General features: G+C 61.8%; 23 protein-coding genes. 19 read left to right on the plus strand and 4 right to left on the minus strand.

Annotated features, from left to right (window positions below; all coding sequences use genetic code 11):
* Positions 1-463 (minus strand): Hcp family type VI secretion system effector (locus QLG12_RS15105; RefSeq protein ID WP_282474813.1); only part of this gene is annotated, 463 nt, incomplete at its 3' end.
* Positions 464-989: 526 nt separating this feature from the next.
* On the opposite strand from QLG12_RS15105, the gene QLG12_RS15110 reads away from it, so the two are divergent.
* From QLG12_RS15110 to QLG12_RS15175, 14 genes are all read left to right on the plus strand, one after another.
* Positions 990-2,612, plus strand: coding sequence for a methyl-accepting chemotaxis protein (locus QLG12_RS15110; protein WP_197868837.1), 1,623 nt, complete (start codon positions 990-992; stop codon positions 2,610-2,612).
* Positions 2,612-3,148 carry a chemotaxis protein CheW gene (locus tag QLG12_RS15115; protein ID WP_282474814.1) on the plus strand — a complete coding sequence of 179 codons (537 nt, stop codon included), beginning with the start codon at positions 2,612-2,614 and terminating at the stop codon, positions 3,146-3,148. Before QLG12_RS15110 ends, QLG12_RS15115 begins: the two co-directional genes overlap by 1 nt.
* Entirely contained in the window at positions 3,145-4,422 is a 1,278-nt protein-coding gene (locus tag QLG12_RS15120) for a CheR family methyltransferase (protein ID WP_282474815.1), read from the plus strand. Before QLG12_RS15115 ends, QLG12_RS15120 begins: the two co-directional genes overlap by 4 nt.
* Positions 4,419-5,102 carry a chemotaxis protein CheW gene (locus tag QLG12_RS15125; protein ID WP_282474816.1) on the plus strand — a complete coding sequence of 228 codons (684 nt, stop codon included), beginning with the start codon at positions 4,419-4,421 and terminating at the stop codon, positions 5,100-5,102. The genes QLG12_RS15120 and QLG12_RS15125 overlap by 4 nt, the downstream gene beginning before the upstream one ends.
* On the plus strand, positions 5,099-7,393 hold the full coding sequence (locus tag QLG12_RS15130; protein WP_282474817.1) for a hybrid sensor histidine kinase/response regulator: 2,295 nt from the start codon (positions 5,099-5,101) through the stop codon (positions 7,391-7,393). Before QLG12_RS15125 ends, QLG12_RS15130 begins: the two co-directional genes overlap by 4 nt.
* Positions 7,390-8,400 (plus strand): chemotaxis response regulator protein-glutamate methylesterase, encoded by a 1,011-nt coding sequence (locus tag QLG12_RS15135; RefSeq protein WP_197868832.1) that lies wholly within the window; start codon positions 7,390-7,392, stop codon positions 8,398-8,400. Before QLG12_RS15130 ends, QLG12_RS15135 begins: the two co-directional genes overlap by 4 nt.
* A 48-nt stretch (positions 8,401-8,448) precedes the next feature.
* Positions 8,449-9,450 carry a PleD family two-component system response regulator gene (locus QLG12_RS15140; protein ID WP_197868831.1) on the plus strand — a complete coding sequence of 334 codons (1,002 nt, stop codon included), beginning with the start codon at positions 8,449-8,451 and terminating at the stop codon, positions 9,448-9,450.
* Positions 9,451-9,556: 106 nt separating this feature from the next.
* Positions 9,557-10,652, plus strand: a protein-coding gene (gene prfB / locus QLG12_RS15145) for a peptide chain release factor 2 (protein WP_102621447.1) whose coding sequence is annotated in 2 segments (ribosomal slippage) — positions 9,557-9,628 and positions 9,630-10,652 — 1,095 coding nt in all. Because the reading frame shifts where the segments join, the coding sequence is not laid out codon by codon here.
* 69 nt (positions 10,653-10,721) lie between these two features.
* On the plus strand, positions 10,722-12,224 hold the full coding sequence (gene lysS / locus QLG12_RS15150) for a lysine--tRNA ligase (RefSeq protein ID WP_039769614.1): 1,503 nt from the start codon (positions 10,722-10,724) through the stop codon (positions 12,222-12,224).
* 118 nt (positions 12,225-12,342) lie between these two features.
* Positions 12,343-13,047: a TetR family transcriptional regulator gene (locus QLG12_RS15155; protein WP_282474966.1), complete on the plus strand. Its 705-nt coding sequence runs from the start codon at positions 12,343-12,345 to the stop codon at positions 13,045-13,047.
* Between the two features lie 133 nt (positions 13,048-13,180).
* Positions 13,181-13,735 (plus strand): hypothetical protein, encoded by a 555-nt coding sequence (locus QLG12_RS15160; RefSeq protein WP_192563670.1) that lies wholly within the window; start codon positions 13,181-13,183, stop codon positions 13,733-13,735.
* A 33-nt stretch (positions 13,736-13,768) separates the two neighbouring features.
* On the plus strand, positions 13,769-15,046 hold the full coding sequence (locus QLG12_RS15165; protein ID WP_011332649.1) for a flavohemoglobin expression-modulating QEGLA motif protein: 1,278 nt from the start codon (positions 13,769-13,771) through the stop codon (positions 15,044-15,046).
* A gap of 100 nt (positions 15,047-15,146) precedes the next feature.
* On the plus strand, positions 15,147-16,061 hold the full coding sequence (locus QLG12_RS15170; protein WP_007954702.1) for an alpha/beta hydrolase: 915 nt from the start codon (positions 15,147-15,149) through the stop codon (positions 16,059-16,061).
* Entirely contained in the window at positions 16,058-16,387 is a 330-nt protein-coding gene (locus QLG12_RS15175) for a hypothetical protein (protein WP_197868829.1), read from the plus strand. Before QLG12_RS15170 ends, QLG12_RS15175 begins: the two co-directional genes overlap by 4 nt.
* Positions 16,388-16,452: 65 nt before the next feature.
* Here QLG12_RS15175 and QLG12_RS15180 read toward each other — a convergent pair whose 3' ends face one another.
* The 3 genes from QLG12_RS15180 to QLG12_RS15190 all read right to left on the minus strand — a co-directional run bounded on the left by QLG12_RS15180 (position 16,453) and on the right by QLG12_RS15190 (position 18,413).
* Positions 16,453-17,241 carry an OmpA family protein gene (locus tag QLG12_RS15180; protein ID WP_197868828.1) on the minus strand — a complete coding sequence of 263 codons (789 nt, stop codon included), beginning with the start codon at positions 17,239-17,241 and terminating at the stop codon, positions 16,453-16,455.
* A gap of 55 nt (positions 17,242-17,296) precedes the next feature.
* Entirely contained in the window at positions 17,297-17,701 is a 405-nt protein-coding gene (locus QLG12_RS15185; protein ID WP_064378962.1) for a DUF4398 domain-containing protein, read from the minus strand.
* Between the two features lie 367 nt (positions 17,702-18,068).
* Entirely contained in the window at positions 18,069-18,413 is a 345-nt protein-coding gene (locus QLG12_RS15190) for a hypothetical protein (protein ID WP_011332654.1), read from the minus strand.
* Between the two features lie 214 nt (positions 18,414-18,627).
* Here QLG12_RS15190 and ppc point away from each other — a divergent pair, with 214 nt between their 5' ends.
* The 5 genes from ppc (at position 18,628) to QLG12_RS15215 (ending at position 24,307) form a co-directional block, all read left to right on the plus strand.
* On the plus strand, positions 18,628-21,258 hold the full coding sequence (gene ppc / locus QLG12_RS15195; RefSeq protein WP_282474818.1) for a phosphoenolpyruvate carboxylase: 2,631 nt from the start codon (positions 18,628-18,630) through the stop codon (positions 21,256-21,258).
* A gap of 288 nt (positions 21,259-21,546) precedes the next feature.
* Positions 21,547-22,197: an adenylate kinase gene (gene adk / locus QLG12_RS15200; RefSeq protein ID WP_064593717.1), complete on the plus strand. Its 651-nt coding sequence runs from the start codon at positions 21,547-21,549 to the stop codon at positions 22,195-22,197.
* Positions 22,198-22,290: 93 nt separating this feature from the next.
* Positions 22,291-22,965 carry a tRNA (adenosine(37)-N6)-threonylcarbamoyltransferase complex dimerization subunit type 1 TsaB gene (tsaB, locus tag QLG12_RS15205; protein WP_282474819.1) on the plus strand — a complete coding sequence of 225 codons (675 nt, stop codon included), beginning with the start codon at positions 22,291-22,293 and terminating at the stop codon, positions 22,963-22,965.
* A gap of 173 nt (positions 22,966-23,138) precedes the next feature.
* On the plus strand, positions 23,139-23,447 hold the full coding sequence (locus QLG12_RS15210) for a hypothetical protein (RefSeq protein ID WP_007954720.1): 309 nt from the start codon (positions 23,139-23,141) through the stop codon (positions 23,445-23,447).
* On the plus strand, positions 23,447-24,307 hold the full coding sequence (locus QLG12_RS15215; protein ID WP_085609175.1) for a DUF72 domain-containing protein: 861 nt from the start codon (positions 23,447-23,449) through the stop codon (positions 24,305-24,307). Before QLG12_RS15210 ends, QLG12_RS15215 begins: the two co-directional genes overlap by 1 nt.
* The last annotated feature ends 18 nt before the right edge of the window (positions 24,308-24,325 follow it).

Genomic DNA, 24,325 nt, shown 5'->3' on the forward strand with positions numbered 1-24,325 from the left:
GGGTCCAGGTGATTTTGCGGTAGGTGAACTGCACTTCTTCCAGGTGGGTGAAGTGGGCGTTCGATGGATCCTGGCAGTTGTGCATTTTGTTGTTGATGGCGACGATGATCGCGTCTTCCAGTTTGGTGGTGTAGTAGTGCTCTTGGGTACCTTGAGCCGAAGTGCGGTACCACTGGATAACGATTTCGCTCATGCGCTCGCCGGAGGTCAGAGCGGCTTGCAGCAGTGGCGAAGCCTTGTCGTAGACCTTGGTGATGATCACTGGCTTGTGAACGCGCTGACCGGTTGGCTGACCGGATTGCGGGTCACGCGGGATGATCACGTCGTGGCTGAACGCCTGAACCATGACCTGGTCTTCGTGACCTTCCTGGTAGGTGTTGCCAACGGAGTCGGCGGTGAAAGCGCCGGCAGTGATCAGGCCTTGTTTTTCGCCGGTAACCGACATGTACGCTGGTGTTGCCATGGGGTGCTCTCCTTGCGGATAAATTTAAGGTGCCCGGGAGGCGAAATCGCCCGGTGGGTGCCTGAACTGTTATCAAGGAGCGTGCCAGTTTTTGGTGCGCCCCCGGGAGCCGGGGGCTTGACCGCTCTGGTTCGCGGGTTTGAGCGTTTTTTGAACAGCGATGAAAGCAAAAGTGCGCAACTTCTTGCGCAGTACTGTGCAAGAAGTTGCGCACTCGGCTACAGGCGACGGTACTCGGGGGCTGTAGCGAAATCAGGCGGCGATTTCGCGAAACAAGTGCGCAAGAAGTTGCGCACAGTGGCACATGGCTACCGTGTCGCTAGATCATCTAAAACCGAAATGGCCAATCCATCGCCCCTTTTTGCCACTGCGCCACTGGCACGCCGACCGCCGATTACCGGAAAGTCCCAGTCCAGAGCCCGTCGTGTTTATGACCGGAAGGCCTGGGCGCGGCAAACCGTCTTATAAATGAAACACCGCCCTCAGCTATACTCCCCCGCATTTCGACCCGCCCCGAGGACTGACTGTGAAGAACTGGACGTTGCGCCAACGCATTTTGGCGAGCTTTGCGGTGATTATCGCCATCATGCTGCTGATGGTGGTCGTCTCGTATTCGCGGCTGCTGAAGATCGAAGCCAGTGAAAACAGCGTCCGTGACGACGCGATTCCCGGCGTCTATTACAGCTCGATGATTCGTGGCGCGTGGGTCGACAGCTACCTGCAGACCCAGGAACTGCTGGGGCTCAAGGAAGGGCAGGGCATCAGCAGCGAAGATGCGGCCGATTACAAGGCTTTCGAATCTCGGCTTCAGGAACAGATGGCCAATTACCGTGGCACGGTGGTCACGGACGAGGACAAGCTCGAATTCGCGGCGTTCGAGAAGTATCACGATGCCTACCTGAAAATTCAGGATGCGGTGCTCGATCTGCACAAGCGCAATCTGGAAGCGGATGCGGTCAAGCTGTTCCACGAGCAACTGACTCCGACCTGGTACTCGGGCCGGATGAAGCTCAACGACATCATCAGCGAAAACAAGAAAGTCGCCGACCAGGCCATGGCCAACATCGACGAGGCCGTGGCGGCAGCCAAAGTCAGCATGTTTGTCTCGCTGGTGGTGGCGGTGCTGGCCGCCGGTTTCTGTGGTCTGTTGCTGATGCGCGCGATCATGGCGCCGATGAACCGTATCGTGCAGATCCTCGACATCATGCGCACCGGCGATCTGAGCAGCCGCTTGAATCTCGAGCGCAAGGACGAGTTCGGCGCCGTGGAAACCGGCTTCAACGACATGATGACGGAGCTCACCTCGCTGGTGTCCCAGGCCCAGCGTTCGTCGGTGCAGGTCACCACCTCGGTGACCGAGATCGCTGCGACCTCCAAGCAACAGCAAGCCACCGCCACCGAAACCGCTGCGACCACGACTGAAATCGGCGCGACGTCCCGCGAAATTGCGGCGACCTCCCGCGACCTCGTACGCACGATGACCGAAGTTTCCACCGCCGCCGATCAGGCCTCGGTGCTGGCCGGTTCCGGGCAGCAGGGCCTGGCGCGCATGGAAGACACCATGCATTCGGTGATGGGCGCAGCGGACCTAGTGAACGCCAAACTGGCAATCCTCAACGAGAAGGCCGGCAACATCAATCAGGTGGTGGTGACCATCGTCAAGGTCGCCGACCAGACCAACCTGCTGTCCCTGAACGCTGCGATCGAAGCGGAGAAGGCCGGCGAGTACGGTCGCGGTTTTGCCGTGGTCGCCACCGAAGTGCGGCGTCTGGCGGATCAGACCGCTGTTGCCACGTATGACATCGAACAGATGGTCCGCGAGATCCAGTCGGCGGTGTCCGCCGGGGTGATGGGCATGGACAAGTTCTCCGAGGAAGTACGGCGCGGCATGGCTGAAGTGCAGCAGGTCGGCGAGCAGCTGTCGCAGATCATCCATCAGGTGCAGGCGCTGGCGCCGCGGGTGTTGATGGTCAACGAAGGCATGCAGGCCCAGGCCACTGGCGCCGAGCAGATCAACCACGCGCTGGTGCAACTGGGTGATGCCAGCAGCCAGACGGTCGAGTCGTTGCGTCAGGCCAGTTTCGCCATCGACGAACTGAGCCAGGTGGCCGTGGGCCTGCGCAGCGGCGTTTCGCGATTCAAAGTCTGATGAGCGAAATCACCGCCAAACGCAGCGCTGCACCGGTGGCGAAGCAGGCGCTGTTTCTGCTGTTTCGCATCGGCAGCGAACGCTACGCCCTGCGCGCCACGGAAGTGGCCGAAGTGCTGCCGCGCCTGCCGTTGAAGCCGATTGCCCGGGCGCCGCACTGGGTGGCGGGGGTGTTCGCCTATCGCGGCACGGTGGTGCCGGTGATCGACCTCAGCGCCCTGACCTTCGGCCATCCTGCGCAAGCGCGCACCAGCACGCGACTGGTGCTGGTTCATTACCGCGCGGAAGACTCGCAACCCGCGCAGTGGTTGGGACTGATCCTCGAACAGGCCACCGATACCCTGCGCTGCAACCCGGATGATTTCCAGCCGTACGGCCTCGACAATCGTCAGGCACCGTACCTGGGCCCGGTGCGTGAAGACGCGCAGGGGCTGGTGCAATGGGTGCGGGTCAACGACCTGCTGGACGAGTCGGTGCGTACGTTGTTGATCCCGTCGCCGCCGCTGGATCCGGCGCGGCTTGAGGAGCAGCCATGAGCAGCGACCAGCGCTTCTTCGATTTCCTCAAGGAACGCATCGGCCTCGACGTCGCTTCGGTCGGGCCGGCGATCATCGAGCGAGCCGTACGCCAGCGCATCACCCTGTCGCAAACGGTGAATGCCGATGAGTACTGGCAGACGCTGCAAGGCTCTCGGGATGAACAGCAGGCGCTGATCGAAGCGGTGATCGTCCCCGAGACCTGGTTTTTCCGTTACCCGGAATCCTTCGCCACCCTGGGCAAACTGGCGCGCAAACGCCTGACCGAGCTGAACAACATGCGCGCGCTGCGCATCCTCAGCCTGCCGTGTTCCACCGGTGAAGAACCCTATTCGATTGCCATGGCGTTGCTCGATGCGGGGCTCAAGCCTCATCAGTTCAAGGTCGATGGCATGGACGTCAGCCCTATGTCCGTGGACAAGGCGCGGCGGGCGCTGTACGGCAAGAACTCGTTTCGCGGCCAGGAGCTGGATTTTCGCGAGCGGCATTTTTCTGCCGAGAACGAAGGTTACCGGGTGAGTGAAAGCGTCCGCGAGCAGGTGCGCCTGCATGTTGGCAACGTGCTCGATCCGTCATTGCTGGTCAACGAGCCGCCGTTCGATTTCGTGTTCTGCCGCAACCTGCTGATCTATTTCGATCAGCCGACCCAGCAGCAGGTATTCGCCGTGCTGAAGCGCCTGACCCATGTGGATGGCGTGCTGTTTATCGGCCCAGCCGAAGGCAGCCTGCTCGGGCGGCTCGGCATGCGTTCGATCGGGATTCCACAGTCCTTCGCTTTCAGCCGTCACAGCGATCCACAACCCGAACCGTTGCCGATGCCGACCGCGATTGCGCTGCCGTTGCCTGTGCGCCAGCCGCTGCGCAGCACGCCACCGACGCCGGTGCGCAACCGTCCGTTTGCTGGCGTGACGCCTTTGCCCGCGACGGCTAAAAGCACAAATCCCGACGCCGCGACCTTGTTGGCCAACATCGCCGCTCTGGCCAATGAAGGCAAAAGCGCCGAAGCCCGGTCCGCGTGCGAGCAGTATTTGCGCAGCCATGAGCCGGTGGCCCAGGTGTTTTACTGGCTCGGCCTGTTGAGCGATGTCGCCGGCAGCGCCCTCGAAGCCCAGGGCTTTTACCGCAAGGCGCTGTATCTCGAACCGCAACACCCCGAAGCCTTGATGCACCTGGCTGCGTTGCTGCAGGCCCAGGGCGACACGGCCGGCGCCAGACGATTGCAGGAGCGCGCCGCCCGCAGCGGCCGCACCGCCGACAGTGAGCGTAAACGATGATCCTGTCCGACACTTTGAACGTCACTCACGAAGACGCCCGGGCCATCGACGATTGCTGGAACCGCATCGGTATCCACGGCGACAAGTCCTGCCCGTTGCTGGAAGAACACATCCATTGCCGCAATTGCTCGGTGTATTCCGCCGCCGCCACACGGCTGCTCGACCGCTATGCATTGCAGCAGGACGAACGCGATCCGGTGGCGATCCAGGTCGAGACCGAGCTGAAAACCCGTTCGCTGCTGATGTTTCGCCTCGGTGAAGAATGGCTCGGCCTGGCCACCCGCAGTCTGGTGGAGGTCGCGCCGTTGCAGGCGATTCACTCTTTACCGCACCAGCGCTCCCGGGCCTTGCTCGGCGTGGCTAACGTACGCGGGGCGCTGGTGGCGTGCCTGTCGCTGGTCGAACTGCTCGACCTCGACAGCAGCGCAGCCCCGGCGACCGGCGCGCGGATCATGCCGCGCATGCTGATCATCGCGGCCCAGGGCGGGCCGGTGGTGGTGCCGGTGGACGAAGTCGACGGGATTCACGCCATCGACGAGCGAATTCTCGACGCCGCGTCACGATCCGGCGCACACGCCAGCGCCAAATACACCCGAGGTGTGTTGCCTTTCAAAGGTCGCAGCCTGCGTTGGCTGGATGAAGAACAGCTGTTGTCCGCCGTGTCCCGGAGCCTCACATGACCCCCGAGCAAATGCGCGACGCCTCCTTGCTCGAGCTGTTCAGCCTCGAAGCCGAAGCCCAGACCCAGGTGCTCAGCGCCGGGCTGCTGGCGCTGGAGCGCAACCCGACCCAGGCCGATCAGCTCGAATCGTGCATGCGCGCGGCGCACTCGTTGAAAGGCGCGGCGCGGATCGTTGGTATCGACAGCGGCGTCAGCGTCGCCCACGTGATGGAAGATTGCCTGGTCAGCGCCCAGGAAGGGCGGTTGTTCCTGCGCCCGGAGCATATCGATGCGTTGTTGCAGGGCACCGATTTGCTGATGCGCATCGCCACCCCGGCCAACGGCCCGCAACAGGCGGACATCGAGGCTTATGTGGCGTTGATGGGCGGGTTGCTCGACCCGACGGCGCCGCCAGTAGTGCCTGCCGCTGCGAGTGCGCCGCCGATGGCCGAGTTGCAACTTCAGCCACCGCCGGTGGTTGAGCCTGCGCCGGTTGAAATCCCCGTCGAGGTGACCGAGCCGGAGCCCGCACCGCGCAAGAGCAAACGCACCACCGAGGGCGGCGAGCGGGTGCTGCGGGTCACCGCCGAACGCCTGAACAGCCTGCTCGACCTGTCGAGCAAATCCCTGGTGGAAACCCAGCGTCTGAAACCGCACCTGGCCACCATGCAGCGCCTCAAGCGCATGCAGAACAACGGCCTGCGGGCGCTGGAAAGTCTTAACGTTCATCTCAAGGAACACGCCCTGAGCCTTGAAGCTCAAGAGGCGCTGGAAGACGCGCGCCGTTTGCTCGCCGAATCCCAGCAGTTGCTGGCAGAGAAAAACGCCGAACTCGACGAGTTTGCCTGGCAGGCGAGTCAGCGTGCACAAGTGCTCTATGACACCGCGCTGGCCTGCCGCATGCGGCCGTTCGCCGATGTGCTGTCGGGTCAGGTGCGGATGGTGCGCGACCTCGGCCGCAGCCTCGGCAAGCAGGTGCGGCTGGAGATCGAGGGCGAGAAGACTCAGGTCGACCGCGATGTACTGGAAAAACTTGAAGCACCGCTGACGCACCTGCTGCGCAACGCGGTCGATCACGGCATCGAAACCCCACAGGAACGCCTGCTCAAGGGTAAGTCCGAGGAAGGCCTGATTCGTCTGCGCGCCTCGCATCAGGCCGGTCTGCTGGTGCTGGAACTGAGCGACGACGGCAATGGTGTGGATCTGGAAAAGGTCCGGCGCAGCATCGTCGAACGCCAGTTGTCGCCCGCGGAAACCGCCGCCCAATTGAGCGAAGAAGAACTGCTGACCTTCCTGTTTCTGCCGGGTTTCAGCCTGCGCGACAAGGTCACCGAAGTGTCGGGTCGTGGCGTCGGTCTCGATGCTGTTCAGCACATGGTCCGCCAGTTGCGCGGTGCGGTGGTGCTGGAGCAGACGGCGGGCGAGGGCAGTCGTTTCTATCTCGAAGTGCCGCTGACCCTGTCGGTGGTGCGCAGCCTGGTGGTGGAGGTCGGCGACGAGGCCTACGCCTTCCCGCTGGCGCACATCGAGCGCATGTGCGATCTGGCGCCGGACGATATCGTGCAGGTCGAAGGGCGCCAGCATTTCTGGCACGAGGGCCGACATGTCGGGCTCGTCGCGGCCAGCCAGTTGCTACAGCGTCCGGCCAGCCAGAACAGCGGCGACACCCTGAAGGTCGTGGTGATCCGCGAGCGCGACGCGATCTACGGCGTGGCGGTCGAGCGCTTCATCGGCGAACGCACGCTGGTGGTGCTGCCGCTGGACGAGCGTCTGGGCAAAGTGCAGGACATTTCCGCCGGCGCTCTGCTGGACGATGGCTCGGTGGTGCTTATCGTCGATGTCGAAGACATGCTGCGTTCGGTGGACAAACTGCTCAACACCGGGCGACTGGAGCGCATTGCCCGCCACGGCAATCAGGCCGCAGAAGCGGCGCGCAAACGGATTCTGGTAGTCGACGACTCGCTGACTGTGCGCGAGTTGCAACGCAAGCTGCTGCTCAATCGCGGCTACGACGTGGCTGTTGCGGTGGACGGCATGGACGGCTGGAACGCCCTGCGCTCCGAGGACTTCGACCTGCTGATCACCGACATTGACATGCCGCGCATGGACGGCATCGAACTGGTCTCGTTGTTGCGCCGCGACAACCGTCTGCAATCGTTGCCGGTGATGGTGGTGTCCTACAAGGATCGCGAGGAAGACCGCCGCCGTGGACTGGACGCCGGCGCCGACTATTATCTGGCCAAGGCCAGTTTTCATGACGACGCCCTGCTCGACGCGGTGGTTGAGCTCATCGGAGGAGCGCGGGCATGAAGATCGCAATCGTCAACGACATGCCCCTGGCGGTGGAGGCCCTGCGCCGGGCGCTGGCTTTCGAGCCGGCGCATCAGGTCGTGTGGGTCGCCAGCAACGGCGCCGAAGCGGTGCGCCTGTGCGCCGAAAACACCCCGGACCTGATCCTGATGGACCTGATCATGCCGGTGATGGATGGCGTCGAGGCCACCCGCCGGATCATGGCCGAGAGCCCGTGCGCGATCGTCATCGTCACCGTGGACCGCCAGCAGAACGTGCACCGGGTTTTCGAAGCCATGGGCCACGGCGCGCTGGACGTGGTCGACACCCCGGCCATCGGCGGCGGCAATCCTCAGGAAGCGGCGGCGCCGCTGCTGCGCAAGATCCTCAACATCGGCTGGCTGATCGGCGAAAAAACCGCCCGCTCACGCCCCGCACCTGCGGCACCGCGCAGTAACGCCTCGCGCCAGCGACTGGTGGCGATCGGTTCTTCGGCCGGTGGCCCGGCGGCGCTGGAAGTCTTGCTCAAGGGCCTGCCGCGCCACTTTTCGGCGGCCATCGTGCTGGTGCAGCATGTTGATCAGGTGTTCGCCGCCGGCATGGCCGAATGGCTGGCCAGCGCCAGCGGCCTGGATGTGCGTCTGGCCCGCGAAGGCGAACCGCCGCAGGCCGGCGCGGTGTTGCTGGCCGGCACCAACCACCATATTCGCTTGCTCAAGAACGGCACGCTGGCCTACACCGCCGAGCCGGTCAACGAGATCTACCGCCCTTCGATCGATGTATTTTTCGAAAGCGTCGCCAGTTACTGGAACGGTGACGCAGTAGGGGTTTTATTGACAGGGATGGGACGCGACGGGGCTCAAGGGCTTAAGCTCATGCGTCAACAGGGCTATCTGACCATCGCGCAGGATCAGCAAAGCAGTGCGGTGTACGGCATGCCCAAGGCTGCCGCAGCCATCGACGCGGCCGTAGAAATCCGTCCACTGGAAAAGATAGCGCCACGATTGCTGGAGATTTTCCCTAAATGAACACATCCATCCGCAATCCTGGCCCCCGCAGCACTCAGGTGACCGCCCATGAATGACTTACAGATCGATGACATCAAAACCGACGAGAACGCTGCCATGGTGTTGTTGGTTGACGATCAGGCGATGATCGGCGAAGCCGTGCGCCGTGGGCTGTCGAATGAAGAGAACATCGACTTCCACTTCTGCTCCGACCCGCATCTTGCCGTGGCCCATGCGGTGCGGATCAAGCCGACCGTGATCCTGCAGGATCTGGTGATGCCCGGCCTCGACGGCCTGAGCCTGGTGCGCGAATACCGCAATCACCCGGCGACCAAGGACATTCCGATCATCGTCCTGTCGACCAAGGAAGACCCGCTGATCAAGAGCGCGGCGTTCTCTGCCGGGGCCAACGATTACCTGGTGAAATTGCCGGACAACATCGAGCTGGTGGCGCGTATTCGCTATCACTCGCGCTCCTACATGACGTTGCTGCAACGGGACGCGGCCTACCGCGCGTTACGGGTCAGCCAGCAGCAATTGCTCGACACCAACCTCGTCCTGCAACGGCTGATGAACTCCGACGGCCTGACCGGGCTGTCCAACCGCCGGCACTTCGACGAATACCTGGAACTGGAATGGCGCCGCTCGCTGCGTGACCAGAGCCAGTTGTCGTTGCTGATGATCGACGTCGATTACTTCAAGTCCTACAACGACACCTTCGGCCACGTCGAAGGCGACGAAGCGTTGCGCAAGGTCGCCACGGCGATCCGCGAGGCCAGTGCCCGGCCGTCCGACCTGCCGGCGCGTTATGGCGGCGAAGAGTTTGCGCTGGTGCTGCCCAACACCTCGCCGGGCGGGGCCCGACTGGTGGCGGAGAAGCTGCGCCAGACGGTCGCGGCGCTGAAGATTCCGCACATTGCTCCGGCTGAAGGATCGAGCCTGACCATCAGCATCGGCCTGGCGACCATGGTGCCGGAGTCGGGCAGCGACTGCCGGTTGCTGATCTCGGCGGCGGATCGTGGTTTGTATCTGGCGAAGAACAACGGGCGCAATCAGGTGAGGATCGAATGAACCATTGGGTTCATTCGCCTCAAGAGCCGCCAGACGGGCTGCCGTGACAGCGTGATTACGTTATACTCGCCGGCTTTCAAAAGTTCGCCAACGAGTGCTGCCCGTCATGGAAATCAACCCGATCCTGAACACCATCAAGGACCTGTCCGAGCGCTCCGAAACTATTCGGGGGTATCTTTGACTACGATCAAAAGCATGAGCGTCTGATCGAAGTCAATCGCGAGCTTGAAGATCCTGCCGTCTGGAACAAACCTGAATACGCCCAGGAACTGGGCCGCGAGCGCGCTGCGCTGGCGCAGATCGTCGACACCCTCGACGAACTGAACGGTGGCCTGGCCGATTGCCGCGAGCTGCTGGACATGGCCGTTGAAGAGAACGACGAGGGCGCGGTCAACGACGTCGTCGAAGTCCTTCAAGGTCTCGAAGAGTCCCTGTCCAAGCTCGAATTCCGCCGTATGTTCAGCCACGAGATGGACCCGAACAACGCCTACCTGGACATCCAGGCCGGTTCCGGCGGCACCGAAGCCCAGGACTGGGCCAACATCCTGCTGCGCATGTACCTGCGCTGGGCCGACAAACGCGGTTTCGACGCGACCATCATGGAGCTGTCGGCCGGTGAAGTCGCCGGGATCAAGGGTGCGACCGTGCACATCAAGGGCGAATACGCCTTTGGCTGGCTGCGTACCGAGATCGGCGTGCACCGTCTGGTGCGCAAGAGCCCGTTCGACTCCGGCAACCGTCGCCACACCTCGTTCTCCGCGGTTTTCGTCTCGCCAGAGATCGATGACAAGGTGGAAATCGAAATCAACCCGGCAGACCTGCGGATCGACACCTATCGTTCCTCCGGTGCCGGTGGTCAGCACGTAAACACCACCGACTCGGCCGTACGTATCACCCACGTACCGACCAACACCGTGGTCAGCTGCCAGAACGAACGTTCCCAGCACGCCAACAAGGACACCGCCATGAAAATGTTGCGGGCCAAGTTGTACGAGCAGGAAATGCAGAAGCGCAACGCGGCGTCCCAGGCGCTGGAAGACACCAAGTCGGACATCGGCTGGGGTCACCAGATCCGTTCGTACGTGCTCGATGCGTCGCGGATCAAGGATCTGCGCACCAACATCGAACGCAGCGACTGCGACAAGGTACTCGACGGCGACATCGACGAATACCTGGAAGCCAGCCTGAAATCGGGGCTGTAAGCTTTCAACCGACCTCAAGTCCCCCGTCGCCGGCGGGGGCAACGAACCTGTGATGGAAAATTTAAAGACATGAGCGACCTACAACTCGATCCGCAAGCCCTGCAACAGGAAGAAAACTCCCTGATCGCTCTGCGCAAGGAAAAGCTTGCTGCCGAGCGCGCCAAGGGCAATGCCTTCCCGAACGACTTCCGCCGCGACAACTACTGCGATGCGTTGCAGAAACAGTACGCGGACAAGACCAAGGAAGAGCTGGCAGAGGCGGCGATCCCGGTCAAGGTTGCAGGTCGCATCATGCTCAACCGTGGCTCGTTCATGGTGATTCAGGACATGACCGGTCGCATCCAGGTCTACGTCAACCGCAAGACCCTGTCCGAAGAAACCCTGGCCGCGGTGAAAACCTGGGACATGGGCGACATCATCGCCGCCGAAGGCACCCTGGCCCGTTCCGGCAAGGGCGACCTGTACGTCGAAATGACCAGCGTGCGCCTGCTGACCAAATCCCTGCGCCCGCTGCCGGACAAGCACCACGGCCTGACCGACACCGAACAGCGCTACCGTCAGCGCTACGTTGACCTGATCGTCAACGAAGACGTGCGTCAGACTTTCCGCGTACGTTCGCAAGTGATCGCGCACATCCGCAGCTTCTTGATGAAGCGTGATTTCCTCGAAGTCGAAACGCCGATGCTGCAGACCATTCCTGGCGGCGCCGCGGCCAAGCCGTTCGAAACCCACCACAACGCGCTGGACATGGAAATGTTCCTGCGTATCGCGCCAGAGCTGTACCTCAAGCGTCTGGTGGTTGGCGGCTTCGAAAAAGTGTTCGAGATCAACCGCAACTTCCGTAACGAAGGCGTTTCGACCCGTCACAACCCTGAATTCACCATGTTGGAGTTCTACCAGGCTTACGCCGACTACGAAGACAACATGGACCTGACCGAAGAACTGTTCCGTGAACTGGCGCAGCTGGTGCTGGGCAGCACTGACGTGCCGTACGGCGACAAGGTGTTCCATTTCGGCGAGCCGTTCGTGCGCCTGTCTGTGTTCGACTCGATCCTCAAGTACAACCCTGAGCTGACCGCCGATGACCTGAACGACATCGACAAGGCGCGCGCCATCGCCAAGAAGGCCGGCGCCAAGGTGCTGGGCTTCGAAGGTCTGGGCAAGTTGCAGGTGATGATTTTCGAAGAACTGGTCGAGCACAAGCTGGAACAGCCGCACTTCATTACCCAGTACCCGTTCGAAGTGTCGCCGCTGGCCCGTCGCAACGACGACAACCCGAACGTCACCGACCGTTTCGAGCTGTTCATCGGCGGCCGTGAAATCGCCAACGCCTACTCCGAGTTGAACGACGCGGAAGACCAGGCCGAGCGCTTCATGGCGCAGGTGGCCGACAAGGACGCCGGCGACGACGAAGCCATGCACTACGACGCCGACTTCGTTCGTGCGCTGGAGTACGGCATGCCGCCGACGGCCGGTGAAGGTATCGGCATCGACCGTCTGGTGATGCTGCTGACCAACTCCCCGTCGATCCGCGACGTGATCCTGTTCCCGCACATGCGGCCACAAGCGTAAGTGTTTCAATAAAAAAGCCGCCTGAAATGGGCGGCTTTTTATTGCCTGTCTGGTACAAACGTATCAAATGGTTAATTTTTAAGAAAACAACAGAGGTATGCCTGTCGTGATCGGTGCAATGGCTCAAGAGGGTGCAGCGGGAATCGCCACTGCGGTCGCTGAAAGTGTTCAGTACCAGGGCCGCAAGGCCAGCCGGCAGGGCAGTGAACAGCGTCGACAGGACATTCTCGATGCGGCGATGCGCATTGTCGTGCGCGACGGCGTGCGGGCCGTGCGTCACCGGGCGGTGGCGGCCGAGGCCGGTGTGCCGCTGTCGGCCACCACGTATTACTTCAAGGACATCGATGACCTGCTCACCGATACCTTTGCCCAGTACGTCGAACGCAGCGCGGCCTACATGGCCAAGCTGTGGATCAACAACGAAGGCCTGCTGCGCGAAATGGTGGTCAGCGGCGACGGCAGCCCGGAGTCGCGTTCGCAACTGGCCGACGATATCGCGCGGTTGATGGCCGACTACGTGCACCGGCAACTGGTGAATCGTCGCGAGCATTTGATGGCCGAACAGGCCTTCCGTCAGGAAGCGCTGCTCAACCCGCGTCTGGCGGGACTGGTGCGTTCCCATCAGCAGATTCTGTTGCAGGGCACCTGCCAGTTGTTCCAGGTATTGGGCTCGCGCGAGCCGCAGCAGGATGCCAAGGTGTTGACGGCGATTATCGGACGGATGGAATATCAGGGCCTGCTCAACGACGCCGAGCCTTTGGCCGAAGAGGACATGCTCGGCATTCTGACGCGCTATATGCACCTGGTGCTCGCGTCGGTGTAACGCAATTCCCTGTGGGAGCGAGCTTGCTCGCGATTGCGATCTGTCATTCAAAGTCTTCATTGGCTGACACTCCGCCATCGCGAGCAAGCTTGCTCCCACAGGGGAAGGTGTTTCAGGTTCTAGGGAGTGTCGAATGAAAGCCTGGCGTGGCGTACTGATCGCCTTGTCGTTCCTGCTGCTCAGCGGTTGTCTGGTGACCTTCCGCGAGCCGCTGCCCGCCAGTGAACCTGCGCCCAAGGGCCTGCTCGGCCAATGGTCGAGCACCAATGCCTGGGGCGAGCCGATGAATCTGGAGCTGACGCGCCTGGGCAACGATCGCTATCAGGCCGTTGCGTATTTCAAAGCCAAACCCCGCGAGCGTGAAGCCTATCCGTTTACGGTGTCGCGCCACGGCAATCGCTGGTATCTATCGGCGAAGGTGCCGGCGCAATACGGCGGGCATTTCACCATCGCCGGCTTCGAGATCACCGACAAACGTGAACTGGTGATTTACAACCTCGACCTTGAGCAGATCAACCAGGCCATCGCCCAGAAAACCCTTGACGGGCAGGGCTTCCAGACCGATGACGGCGAGGGTGTGCAGGTCGACAGCCCGCTTGAAAAGGTCTTTGCTTACCTCGACGACCCGGCCAATTCCGACGTTTTCGTCGAAGCGGCGCGCTATCAGCATCAGGCCAAGGCCAAATAATTCAGTTCGTCACGTTTTCTACAGGAGTTTCGGGTGGACGATTACCAGCAGACGATACGCATTCTGTCCGATCGCATAGTGCTGGCGCAGACGCCGATCCGCGTGCTCGACGCGGTCAAGTGGGACGAGAACATCCGCAAGGGCTTCCTCAAGGCCAAGGGCAAGGAATTGCCGGCGGTGGATCGCGACTACTACCTCAACCGGCCGCTGTCCTTCGATTCGAGCAAGGTCAAGCTGGAATTCCAGAACATCGAGCGCGACATCACGCGCCAGCTCGGCCAGTTCAATCCGGTCGGCCAGATCATGCGCCGCATGTGCAAGGAATACCGGATGGTGGTGCGCATGCTCGAAGCGCGCGGCACCGAGGATTTCGGCCTGATTTCCCAGGAACTGTACGGCGCCGCGTCCGATGCGTTCCACGCCGGTGACCCGACCCTGGCCGACCTTGGCCTGATGATGTCGGATTACCTGAACAACATCGACGGCCGTGGCGATCTGAAGGACGAACCGAAGACCCTTACCGCCAAGGACGCCGTGCACTTGCTGCAGACCCGTTTGAACAAGGTGTTCGGCGAGGCCGAGGAAACCATCCGCGTGTTCGAGTCCGACGGCATCGTCGCCGACGCGGCGGCGGGTGCCGACTACATCAAGATTCGCACCGATGCGATGTTCAACGACCGCGACGTGCGCGCGCTGGAAGTCCACGAAGGCCTGGTGCACGTCGGCACCACCCTCAACGGCTTGAACCAGCCGATCTGCACCTTTCTGTCCAAGGGCCCGCCCTCGTCGACGGTGACCCAGGAAGGCCTGGCGATCCTGATGGAAATCATCACCTTCGCCTCCTACCCCAGCCGTCTGCGCAAACTGACCAACCGCACCCGCGCCATTCACATGGTCGAGGAGGGCGCGGACTTTCTGCAGATTTTCGAGTTCTTCCGCGAGCAGGGCTTCGAGATGGCGGAAAGCTACGGCAACGCCAGTCGGGTTTTCCGTGGATCGACGCCGACCGGTCTGCCATTCACCAAAGACTTGTCCTACCTCAAGGGCTTCATCATGGTTTACAACTACATTCAGTTGGCCGTGCGCAAGGGCAAGCTCGAGCAGATCCCGCTGTTGTTCTGCGGCAAGACTACGCTGGAGGACATGCGAACCCTGCGTCAGCTGGTGGACGAAGGCCTGGTGGTACCGCCCAAGTACCTGCCGGACCAGTTCCGCGACATGAACGCGTTGTCGGCGTGGATGTGCTTCTCCAACTTCCTCAATCACTTGAGCCTGGACCGGATCGAGGCGGATTACTCCAACATTCTGTAGTCCCCACACCGTCCTCTGTGGGAGCGGGCTTGCCCGCTCCCACAAGGTCATTTGTTTTCCTCAGGGTTGTGTTTCAACTCTCTTCGCGAGGTTTCACCGGATGAGAATCCTCGGCATCCTTTGCCTGCTCCTGACCCTCGGCGGTTGCAGCTCCTTGCTGTTTTATCCCGAGCCGGGTCAGATCTTCACGCCGGAAAAGGCCAAACTCGAATACCGCACCGTCACCCTGACCACCGCCGACGGCCTCAAGCTGAATGCCTGGTGGCTGCCGGCCAAGCCCGGTGTCGAGGTCAAGGGCACGGTGCTGCACTTGCACGGCAACGGCGGCAATTTGCCGATGCACCTGGGCGGGAGCTGGTGGCTGCCGAAAAACGGCTATCAAGTGCTGCTGGTGGACTATCGCGGTTACGGCCTGTCCGAGGGCGAACCAAGTCTGCCGGCGATCTATCAGGACATCGACGCCGCCTTCGCCTGGCTGGACAAGGCGCCGGAGGTCAAAGGCAAACCGCTGGTGCTGCTGGGCCAAAGCCTGGGCGGGGCGATGGCCGTGCACTGGCTGGTGCAACATCCGCAAAGACAAAAGCAGCTCAAGGCCCTGGTGCTCGACGGCGTGCCCGCCAGTTACCGCAGCGTCGGCCAATACGCCCTCAGCACCTCGTGGCTGACGTGGCCGTTTCAGGTGCCGTTGTCGTGGCTGGTGCCGGATGGCGACAGTGCGATCAACGCCATGCCGCAGCTCAACGGCGTGCCGAAACTGATCTTCCACAGCCTCGACGATCCGCTGGTGCCGCTTTCCAACGGCATCCGTCTGTATCAAGCTGCGCCGCCACCGCGTGTGCTGCAACTGACTCGGGGCGGGCATGTGCAGACCTTCGGCGATCCGGTCTGGCGTCAGGTGATGCTGCGTTACCTCGACGATCCCGAACACTTCAACGGCCTGCGCCGCCTCGGCGAGATCCCGAACTATCCGACACCCCCGAATTCTGAAGACGAACCACCAGAGAGTCCGCAATGAGTGAAGAACGCAACGCCATCCCGCTGATCATCACCGGTATCTGCAGCATCCTCGGCACCGTCGGCGCCCTGTGGTACTACGGCTACCTGCACTTCGCCAAACCCGAGGATGCGTTGCTGCTCAACGAATTCACCATGCTCAAGACCGTTCCCGGCGAAGACTACAAGGTCTCGCTGACGCCGGCGCCGCAAGTGGCGCAATGCATCGATGGCGTGCTGGTGCTGTTCGATACCGAGCAGAAAGGCCTGACCGGGGTGCTGGTCAATGCACAGAAAAAAGCCGTGCGCTGCATGGGGCAGGAGACCCCGCAGAAGCTGGAAGAGTAAAACTGCGGCAAACAAAAGCCCCGCCTGATCAAATCAGGCGGGGCTTTTTCGTTACCGCGTAACGCTTAGTTCGAGCTGACAGCCGAACGTGGCATCACGGGTTGGTTGTCGTTGGAAATGGTCACTTCCACCCGACGGTTCATCGCACGGCCCGATACGCTGCCGTTATCCGCGACCGGGTATTCCTTGCCATAGCCCTGCACCACGATGCGCGAAGGGTCTACACCCATCTTGATCAGCGCAACCTGCACCGAGGTCGCGCGACGCTCGGAAAGCGACTGGTTGTAGCTCGCCGAGCCGGTGCTGTCGGTATAGCCTTCGACGATCACTTTGCGATCCGGGTTTTCCTGGAGGAACTGCGCCAGTTTGTTGATGTTCACCAGACCGCTGGATTTCAGGTCGGCCTTGTTGGTGGCGAACAGCACGTCACCGAAAGTCACCAAAGTACCGCGATCGGTCTGCTTGGCGTTGAGGCTGTCCTGCAGCTGCTTGATCTGCTGATCGCGGGCATCCAGACGGGCCTGGGCACGTTGGGCGGCGGCGTTCTTCAGGTTGTTTTCAGCGGTGCGCAGGGCGATGGTCTGCTTGGCCACTTCCACGCGCTGGTTGGTTAGATAGGCCAGTTGGTCGACCTTGCGCTGGTCTTCCTTGTCCAGATAAGCCTTGTCGGCTTTGTCCAGGTAATCACTGGCGTCCTTGGTTTCAAGTGCCGCGACTTTGCTCGCCTGCGGGTTGGCCTGCAGGCCGGCGTAGTTGGTACGTGCCTGTTCCAGATTCGGGTTAGGCGGCGTCGAGCAGGCAGCCAGGGCAACGCTTGCGGCCAGGAGAGCGGGGATCATCAGTTGTTTACGCATAATCGTTCGTCCTTTCTATCGATAAGAGTTTCAGCCTTGCGGTCGGGATGCGCGCTTACTGCACAGTGCGCTGACTTTCCTGACGCAGTTCCTGAACACCTTTCTGGGAATCCTTCACCGCTTGTTCGGCTTTCATCGCCTGAGCCTTGCGTTCGGCGACGCGCGCGTCCCACTCGGCCTGTTCGGCGAGGATGCGGGCTTCGTCATACTTCTTGTCGTGCATGGCTATTTCGGCTTGCTTGAGCTTGTCCTGGGCCTGCTTCATTTCCACGGCGGCAAACTCGGTACCGCCGGCGCTGACCGCGCTGTTGACCGCCGATTGAGTCACGGCGTACTGCTCGGTCGGTGGATTGCCGGCGCAGCCGGCCAGTACGAAGCTGGTGCCGATGGCCAGAGCGGCCAGTTTCAGACCGCGCAGGTGGGAGAACGAGGTTTGGGTCTTCATGGTCTTCAACTCCATTGGTTAACTCCTTGGAAGCTTCGAAATCCATCCTGGTCGAGGAGTGACAACCGTCATGTGTCAGCGCGTTTTGAAACGCTCGTCCCAGGCGTGGTTACCTGTTCCGACCGAAGGCATTTTTCAAAAGTTCAGAAAAGATGGCTCATCGCCAAAAAATATTCTGACCGAACGGACAAGGCTCTAAACCGGGAACTTTGGCGGGGGAGAGTGGTACGCGCGGGCGAAAAATGGCGTAAGAGCAGAGGAAAAATACAGACCCTGTGGGAGCTGGCTTGCCAGCGATGAGGCCATCAAATTCAACACATCTGTGACTGAACTGACGCCATCGCGGGCAAGCCCGCTCCTACCGTTTTGAGGTGTTGCGGAATCAGTGTTTTTGCTTGCCGGCAGCGGCCGACAAGTCGTGCAGATGACGCCGCGACAGGGCGAGAAAACGCGGCGTCGGGCCGACATCTTCATACAAAGGATCGCCTTCCTCGTCAGTTGCGACCACGGTCGAACCTTTCACATACGGCAGGCTCGCTTCGAACTCTTCGAGGGCGGCGCCGATCAGCTCGCCGAGCAGTTCTTCGGCGTGGCGTTTGGGGTACATCTCGGCGATCGCCGCCAGGCGTGCGGCAGCTTCCACATCCAGATGAATCGTGTAGCCGGTGTCGGTCAGGCGACCCTTGGCGGTTTCTTCCCAATGCTGGGCGAGTTCACGGATTTTCATAAGAACCTCATGTCGCACCTGCTCATGGCAGGTCTTGGTGAGTGTCCGGCGTCTGCCGGCGGCAAGCCGTTGTGCGGCTTACTCTTGAGACTAGCTGCAAGCCTCAAGGTTTAAAGTCCCTTCGTCGTCTGCTTGTAAGAAGCGTTCCAGAGCGGCACTCTCTGTTCATCCACTCACTTGCGATCCGTCACCGATTACTGCTGGAGAGATGCTGATGACCGATATTGATGCACGCTTGCGCGAAGACGTTCACCTGCTCGGTGAGCTGTTGGGCAACACCATCCGTGACCAGTACGGCGAGGCGTTTCTCGACAAGATCGAGCAGATCCGCAAGGGCGCCAAGGCCGACCGGCGCGGCTCGATGGACGCCGAACTCAGCGCCAGCCTCAATCAATTGAGCGAAGACGAACTGCTGCCGGTGGCGCGGGCCTTCAACCAGTTTCTCAACCTGGCGAACATCGCCGAGCAGTACCAGCTCATCCATCGCCGCGAAGAGACCCAGGCCGCGCCGTTCGAGTCCCGCGTGTTGCCGGAATTGCTCGCCCGCCTGCGCAACGAAGGGCACAGCGCCGAATCCCTGGCGCGGCAACTGGCGCGGCTGGAAATCGAACTGGTGCTCACCGCGCACCCGACCGAAGTGGCCCGGCGCACGCTGATCCAGAAGTACGACGCGATTGCCGCACAACTGGCGGCCCAGGATCACCGCGACCTGACCACGGCTGAGCGCGAGCAGATCCACAACACCCTGCAACGCCTGATCGCCGAGGCCTGGCACACCGAAGAAATCCGCCGCACCCGGCCGACTCCGGTGGACGAAGCCAAGTGGGGTTTTGCGGTGATCGAACACTCGCTGTGGCAGGCGATTCCCCACCATATGCGCAAGGCCGATCAGGCGCTGTTTGCGGCCACTGGCCTCCGTTTGCCGCTGGAAGCGGCGCCGATCCGCTTCGCTTCGTGGATGGGCGGCGATCGTGACGGTAACCCGAACGTGACCGCTGCCGTGACCCGCGAAGTGCTGTTGCTGGCGCGCTGGATGGCGGCGGATCTGTACCTGCGCGACGTCGATCACCTGGCCGCCGAACTGTCGATGCAACAGGCCAGCGACGCGCTCAAGGCCCGGGCCGGCGACAGTGCCGAGCCGTATCGGGCGGTGCTCAAGCAATTGCGTGAACGGCTGCGCGCCACGCGCAACTGGGCCCATGCATCGCTGACCGCGACCACGCCGGCCCCGGCCGATGTGCTGCACAACAATCGCGACCTGCTCGATCCGCTGGAGCTGTGTTTCAACTCGCTGCACGAATGCGGCATGGGTGTGATCGCCGACGGGCCGTTGCTCGATTGCCTGCGCCGGGCCGTGACCTTCGGCCTGTTCCTGGTGCGCCTCGATGTGCGTCAGGATTCGTCTCGTCACAGCGCGGCCATGACCGAAATCACCGATTACCTCGGCCTCGGCAAATACGAAGAGTGGGACGAAGAACAGCGCATCAGCTTCCTCACTCGTGAGCTGCAAAACCGTCGGCCGTTGCTGCCGGCGCATTTCAAACCTTCGGCCGACACCGCCGAAGTGCTCGCCACCTGCAAGGAAATCGCCGCCGCGCCGGGTGCTTCGCTGGGCTCCTACGTGATCTCCATGGCCGGTGCCGCTTCCGATGTGCTGGCGGTGCAATTGCTGCTCAAGGAGTCCGGCGTACTGCGGCCGATGCGCGTGGTGCCGCTGTTCGAAACCCTCGCCGACCTCGATAACGCCGGTCCGGTGATCGAGCGCCTGTTGCTGCTGCCGGGTTACCGCGCGCGGCTGCAAGGCCCGCAGGAAGTGATGATCGGCTATTCCGACTCGGCCAAGGACGCCGGCACCACTGCGGCGGCCTGGGCGCAATATCGGGCGCAGGAGCGGCTGGTGGAAATCTGTCGTGAGCAGCAAGTCGAACTGCTGCTGTTTCACGGTCGCGGTGGCACCGTGGGCCGTGGCGGCGGCCCGGCGCACGCGGCGATTCTGTCGCAGCCGCCGGGTTCGGTGGCCGGACGTTTCCGCACCACCGAGCAGGGGGAAATGATTCGATTCAAATTCGGCCTGCCGGACATCGCCGAGCAAAACCTCAATCTGTATCTGGCGGCGGTGCTCGAAGCGACCCTGTTGCCACCCCCACCACCGACGCCGGAATGGCGGCATTTGATGGACGAGCTGGCCGCTGACGGCGTCGCGGCCTACCGTGCGGTGGTGCGGGAAAATCCGCAATTCGTCGAGTATTTCCGCCAGTCGACCCCCGAGCAGGAGTTGGGGCGTTTGCCATTGGGCAGCCGTCCGGCCAAGCGCCGTGCCGGTGGCATCGAAAGTCTGCGGGCGATTCCGTGGATCTTCGGCTGGACCCAGACTCGCCTGATGCTGCCGGCCTGGCTTGGCTGGGAAACCGCTCTGAACAACGCGCTGGAGCGCGGCGAAGGTGAATTGCTGGGCCAGATGCGTGAGCAGTGGCCGTTCTTCCGCACGCGCATCGACATGCTGGAGATGGTGCTGGCCAAGGCCGACGCCGACATTGCGCGGTCCTACGACGAGCGTTTGGTGGAGTCTGACTTGCTGCCATTGGGTGCGCACTTACGCGACCTATTGTCGCAGGCGTGTTCCGTCGTCCTCGGCCTGACCGGTCAATCGCAGCTACTGGCACATAGCCCGGACACCCTGGAATTCATCCGCCTGCGCAACACCTACCTCGACCCGCTGCATCTATTGCAGGCCGAATTGCTGGCGCGTTCGCGGCAACAGAATGTCGAGCAGGGCAGCCCGGTGGAACAGGCGTTGCTGGTGTCTGTGGCGGGGATTGCCGCCGGTTTGCGAAATACCGGCTAAGGTTTTCTGCGTGGGGCGGGGCACCCGGGGCGAGCCTCGGGTGCCGTTTATTGGCCGTGGGAAAAATGCGGTCAGGCGACAGTTAATGATGGGGTTGCGACTTGGGGAACCGCGTCGCAAGGTCGCGGCGGGCGCCGGTTTCTCCGACTTTTGGCGTCTTGTGTGGGCGCAGCCTGCTGTGTATCTTGATCAGCCTTTGGCCGTTTGGGCGGCCACGACCCGTTTTATGAGATTGGCCCCACGAGGCGAATCCGTTGTTTTTTATATAAAAAATTGAGGAGCACATCGATGCGCGTCATTCTGCTGGGAGCTCCCGGGGCCGGTAAAGGTACTCAGGCTAAGTTCATCACCGAGAAATTCGGCATTCCGCAAATTTCCACCGGCGACATGCTGCGTGCCGCGGTCAAGGCCGGCACCGAGCTGGGCATCAAGGCCAAGAGCATCATGGATGCCGGCGGCCTGGTGTCGGATGACCTGATCATCGCGCTGGTCAAGGACCGTATCGCTCAAGCCGATTGCGCCAAGGGTTTCCTGTTCGATGGCTTCCCGCGCACCATTCCTCAGGCTGAAGCGCTGGTGACTGCCGGTGTCGAGCTGGACGCCGTGGTCGAAATTGCTGTTGAAGACGAAGAAATCGTTCAGCGTATCGCCGGTCGTCGCGTTCACGAGGCCAGCGGCCGCGTTTACCACATCGTCTACAACCCGCCGAAACTGGCCGGCAAAGACGACATCACCGGCGAAGAGCTGGTACAGCGCAAGGACGACACCGAAGAAACCGTGCGTCATCGCCTGTCGGTCTACCACTCGCAGACCAAGCCGCTGGTGGAGTTCTACCAGAACCTGTCCGCCAAAAACGGTGGCAAGCCGAAGTACAGCCATATCCCTGGCGTCGGTTCGGTTGAAGCGATCACCGCCAAGGTGCTTGAAGCCCTGAGCTGAAAAACCTGATCCGCTGCATCATCCACGGCCCGCTTGCGGGCCGTAGTTGTTTATACTGGCGCACTTTTCCCCACCTGATTTACGGACACATCGATGAGCACCTTGCTGGCCCTGGACACCGCGACTGAAGCTTGCTCCGTTGCCTTGCTGCATGACGGCAAGGTCACGAGCCATTACGAGGTGATCCCGCGCCTGCATGCGCAGAAACTGCTGCCGATGATCCAGCAACTGCTGGCCGATGCCGGCACCACCCTGCAAGCGGTGGATGCCATCGCCTTCGGCCGTGGCCCGGGCGCTTTCACCGGCGTGCGGATTGCGATTGGCGTGGTGCAAGGCCTGGCGTTTGCGCTGGATCGCCCGGTGTTGCCGGTGTCGAATCTGGCCGTGCTGGCACAGCGGGCTTATCGCGAGCACGGCGTGAGCCAGGTCGCGGCCGCCATCGATGCGCGCATGGATGAGGTGTATTGGGGCTGCTACCGCGAGACGGCCGGGGAGATGCGTCTGGTCGGCGCCGAGGCGGTGCTGCCGCCGGAAGTCGCCGCGCTGCCGGACGATGCCTCCGGTGACTGGTTCGGTGCCGGCACTGGCTGGGGTTATGGCGAACGCATCGCTGTAAACCTGAGCGGGTCCGATGCGGGCATGCTGCCTCACGCCGAAGACCTGCTGACCCTGGCGCGATTTGCTTGGGAGCGCGGTGAAGCGATTCCGGCGGACGACGCACTGCCGGTTTACCTGCGCGACAAAGTGGCCACCCCGAAAGCCCGCTGAGGCCATTCACCCTGTGGCATTCGCCGCAGGGTTCTCCCTGTTCCTGCCAATCGTCCGTTTCTAACTCCGCGCTTTAAACCTTTTGTCTTTTATGTGTTCTAGTTATCACTCGGCGATTTGCTAAGTCGGTCAGGTGCCGCTAAATTGCCATCATCGATACCGAGCATGACTTTATGCGTATAGACGGCGTTTCCACTCATTCCTACCCCATCAAGCGCAAGCCTCGCAAAGGCAATCCGGCGCTGGATGAGTCCGTCGACGATATCGACGGCGAGCTGGAATTCCCGACCGAAGAGCAACTGGCTGCCCGTGCCGCCAAAGCCACCGCCCAACGCCTGAGCAATCTGCCCGCCCGCCAACAAGACATGATTTATCACCGCGCGATGAAAAAAAGCGTGGCCATGGCCCTGGCCAGCTACCTGAGCACCGCCGGTTTTGTCGATTGGGATGCAGACGTGCTGGGCCTCGATCTGTACATCTGATGGATCTGCCTTACTACCTCGGTTGCCCGTCCTGGAGCGAAAACGCCTGGCGCGAGTACCTGTATCCGGTAGACGCCAAGACCTCCGATTTCCTCGGACTCTATTCACAAGTGTTCAACGCCGTGGAAGGCAACACGACCTTCTACGCCAGCCCGTCGCCCGCCACCGTGCAGCGCTGGGCCGAGGTGATGCCGGAACACTTTCGCTTCACCGCCAAGTTCCCCGGTGACATCAGCCACAGCGGCGACTTGCGCGATCAACTGACCGCCGCCGAAACCTTCCTCCAGTTGCTCAAGCCGCTCGGTGAGCGTGTCTCGCCAATGTGGCTGCAACTGTCGAAAAGCTTCACGCCACACCGCTTGCCGGAGCTTGCCGCGTTCATCGATGCGCTGGATTGCCCGCTGGCGGTGGAAGTGCGCCACGAACAATTCTTCGCCAAGGGCGAGAGTGAGCGACTGCTGAACCGGCTGTTGCTGGATCGCGGTGTGGAGCGCATCTGCCTCGATCCGCGCGCACTGTTCAGTTGCCTGTCCACCGAATCGTCGGTGATCCACGCCCAATCGAAAAAGCCCCGCGTACCGACGCGTCCGGCAGCGTTCACTCAATTCCCGCAGGTGCGCTTTATTGGCCATCCGGAGCTTGAGGCCAACGATCCGTTTCTGGTGCCGTGGGTGGCAAAAATCGCCGAGTGGATCGAAGAGGGCCGTACGCCGTACATCTTCCTGCACACCGCCGATAACCTCCTCGCGGCGAAGCTGGCGCAACGTTTTCACGCACAACTGATGCAACGTTTGCCTGGCCTGCGACCTTTGCCTGAGCTATACAGAGAACCCGCCGCCGAGCAACTTGGCCTGCTCTGAGGCGGATTTCTTTCCTGC

This window comes from Pseudomonas sp. V88_4 (assembly GCF_029967985.1).
Taxonomy (GTDB): Bacteria; Pseudomonadota; Gammaproteobacteria; order Pseudomonadales; family Pseudomonadaceae; genus Aquipseudomonas; species Aquipseudomonas glycinae.

Excerpts from the sequence above, each read along its gene's own strand:
- tsaB (WP_282474819.1), top strand. The coding sequence starts at position 22,291 with ATGAGCACCTTGCTGGCCCTGGACACCGCGACTGAAGCTTGCTCCGTT.
- QLG12_RS15130 (WP_282474817.1), top strand. The coding sequence starts at position 5,099 with ATGACCCCCGAGCAAATGCGCGACGCCTCCTTGCTCGAGCTGTTCAGC.
- QLG12_RS15120 (WP_282474815.1), top strand. The coding sequence starts at position 3,145 with ATGAGCAGCGACCAGCGCTTCTTCGATTTCCTCAAGGAACGCATCGGC.
- QLG12_RS15155 (WP_282474966.1), top strand. The coding sequence starts at position 12,343 with ATGGCTCAAGAGGGTGCAGCGGGAATCGCCACTGCGGTCGCTGAAAGT.
- QLG12_RS15125 (WP_282474816.1), top strand. The coding sequence starts at position 4,419 with ATGATCCTGTCCGACACTTTGAACGTCACTCACGAAGACGCCCGGGCC.
- QLG12_RS15175 (WP_197868829.1), top strand. The coding sequence starts at position 16,058 with ATGAGTGAAGAACGCAACGCCATCCCGCTGATCATCACCGGTATCTGC.
- ppc (WP_282474818.1), top strand. The coding sequence starts at position 18,628 with ATGACCGATATTGATGCACGCTTGCGCGAAGACGTTCACCTGCTCGGT.
- QLG12_RS15215 (WP_085609175.1), top strand. The coding sequence starts at position 23,447 with ATGGATCTGCCTTACTACCTCGGTTGCCCGTCCTGGAGCGAAAACGCC.
- adk (WP_064593717.1), top strand. The coding sequence starts at position 21,547 with ATGCGCGTCATTCTGCTGGGAGCTCCCGGGGCCGGTAAAGGTACTCAG.
- QLG12_RS15160 (WP_192563670.1), top strand. The coding sequence starts at position 13,181 with ATGAAAGCCTGGCGTGGCGTACTGATCGCCTTGTCGTTCCTGCTGCTC.
- QLG12_RS15140 (WP_197868831.1), top strand. The coding sequence starts at position 8,449 with ATGAATGACTTACAGATCGATGACATCAAAACCGACGAGAACGCTGCC.
- QLG12_RS15170 (WP_007954702.1), top strand. The coding sequence starts at position 15,147 with ATGAGAATCCTCGGCATCCTTTGCCTGCTCCTGACCCTCGGCGGTTGC.
- QLG12_RS15180 (WP_197868828.1), bottom strand. The coding sequence starts at position 17,241 with ATGCGTAAACAACTGATGATCCCCGCTCTCCTGGCCGCAAGCGTTGCC.
- QLG12_RS15210 (WP_007954720.1), top strand. The coding sequence starts at position 23,139 with ATGCGTATAGACGGCGTTTCCACTCATTCCTACCCCATCAAGCGCAAG.
- QLG12_RS15135 (WP_197868832.1), top strand. The coding sequence starts at position 7,390 with ATGAAGATCGCAATCGTCAACGACATGCCCCTGGCGGTGGAGGCCCTG.
- QLG12_RS15115 (WP_282474814.1), top strand. The coding sequence starts at position 2,612 with ATGAGCGAAATCACCGCCAAACGCAGCGCTGCACCGGTGGCGAAGCAG.
- QLG12_RS15190 (WP_011332654.1), bottom strand. The coding sequence starts at position 18,413 with ATGAAAATCCGTGAACTCGCCCAGCATTGGGAAGAAACCGCCAAGGGT.
- QLG12_RS15185 (WP_064378962.1), bottom strand. The coding sequence starts at position 17,701 with ATGGAGTTGAAGACCATGAAGACCCAAACCTCGTTCTCCCACCTGCGC.
- lysS (WP_039769614.1), top strand. The coding sequence starts at position 10,722 with ATGAGCGACCTACAACTCGATCCGCAAGCCCTGCAACAGGAAGAAAAC.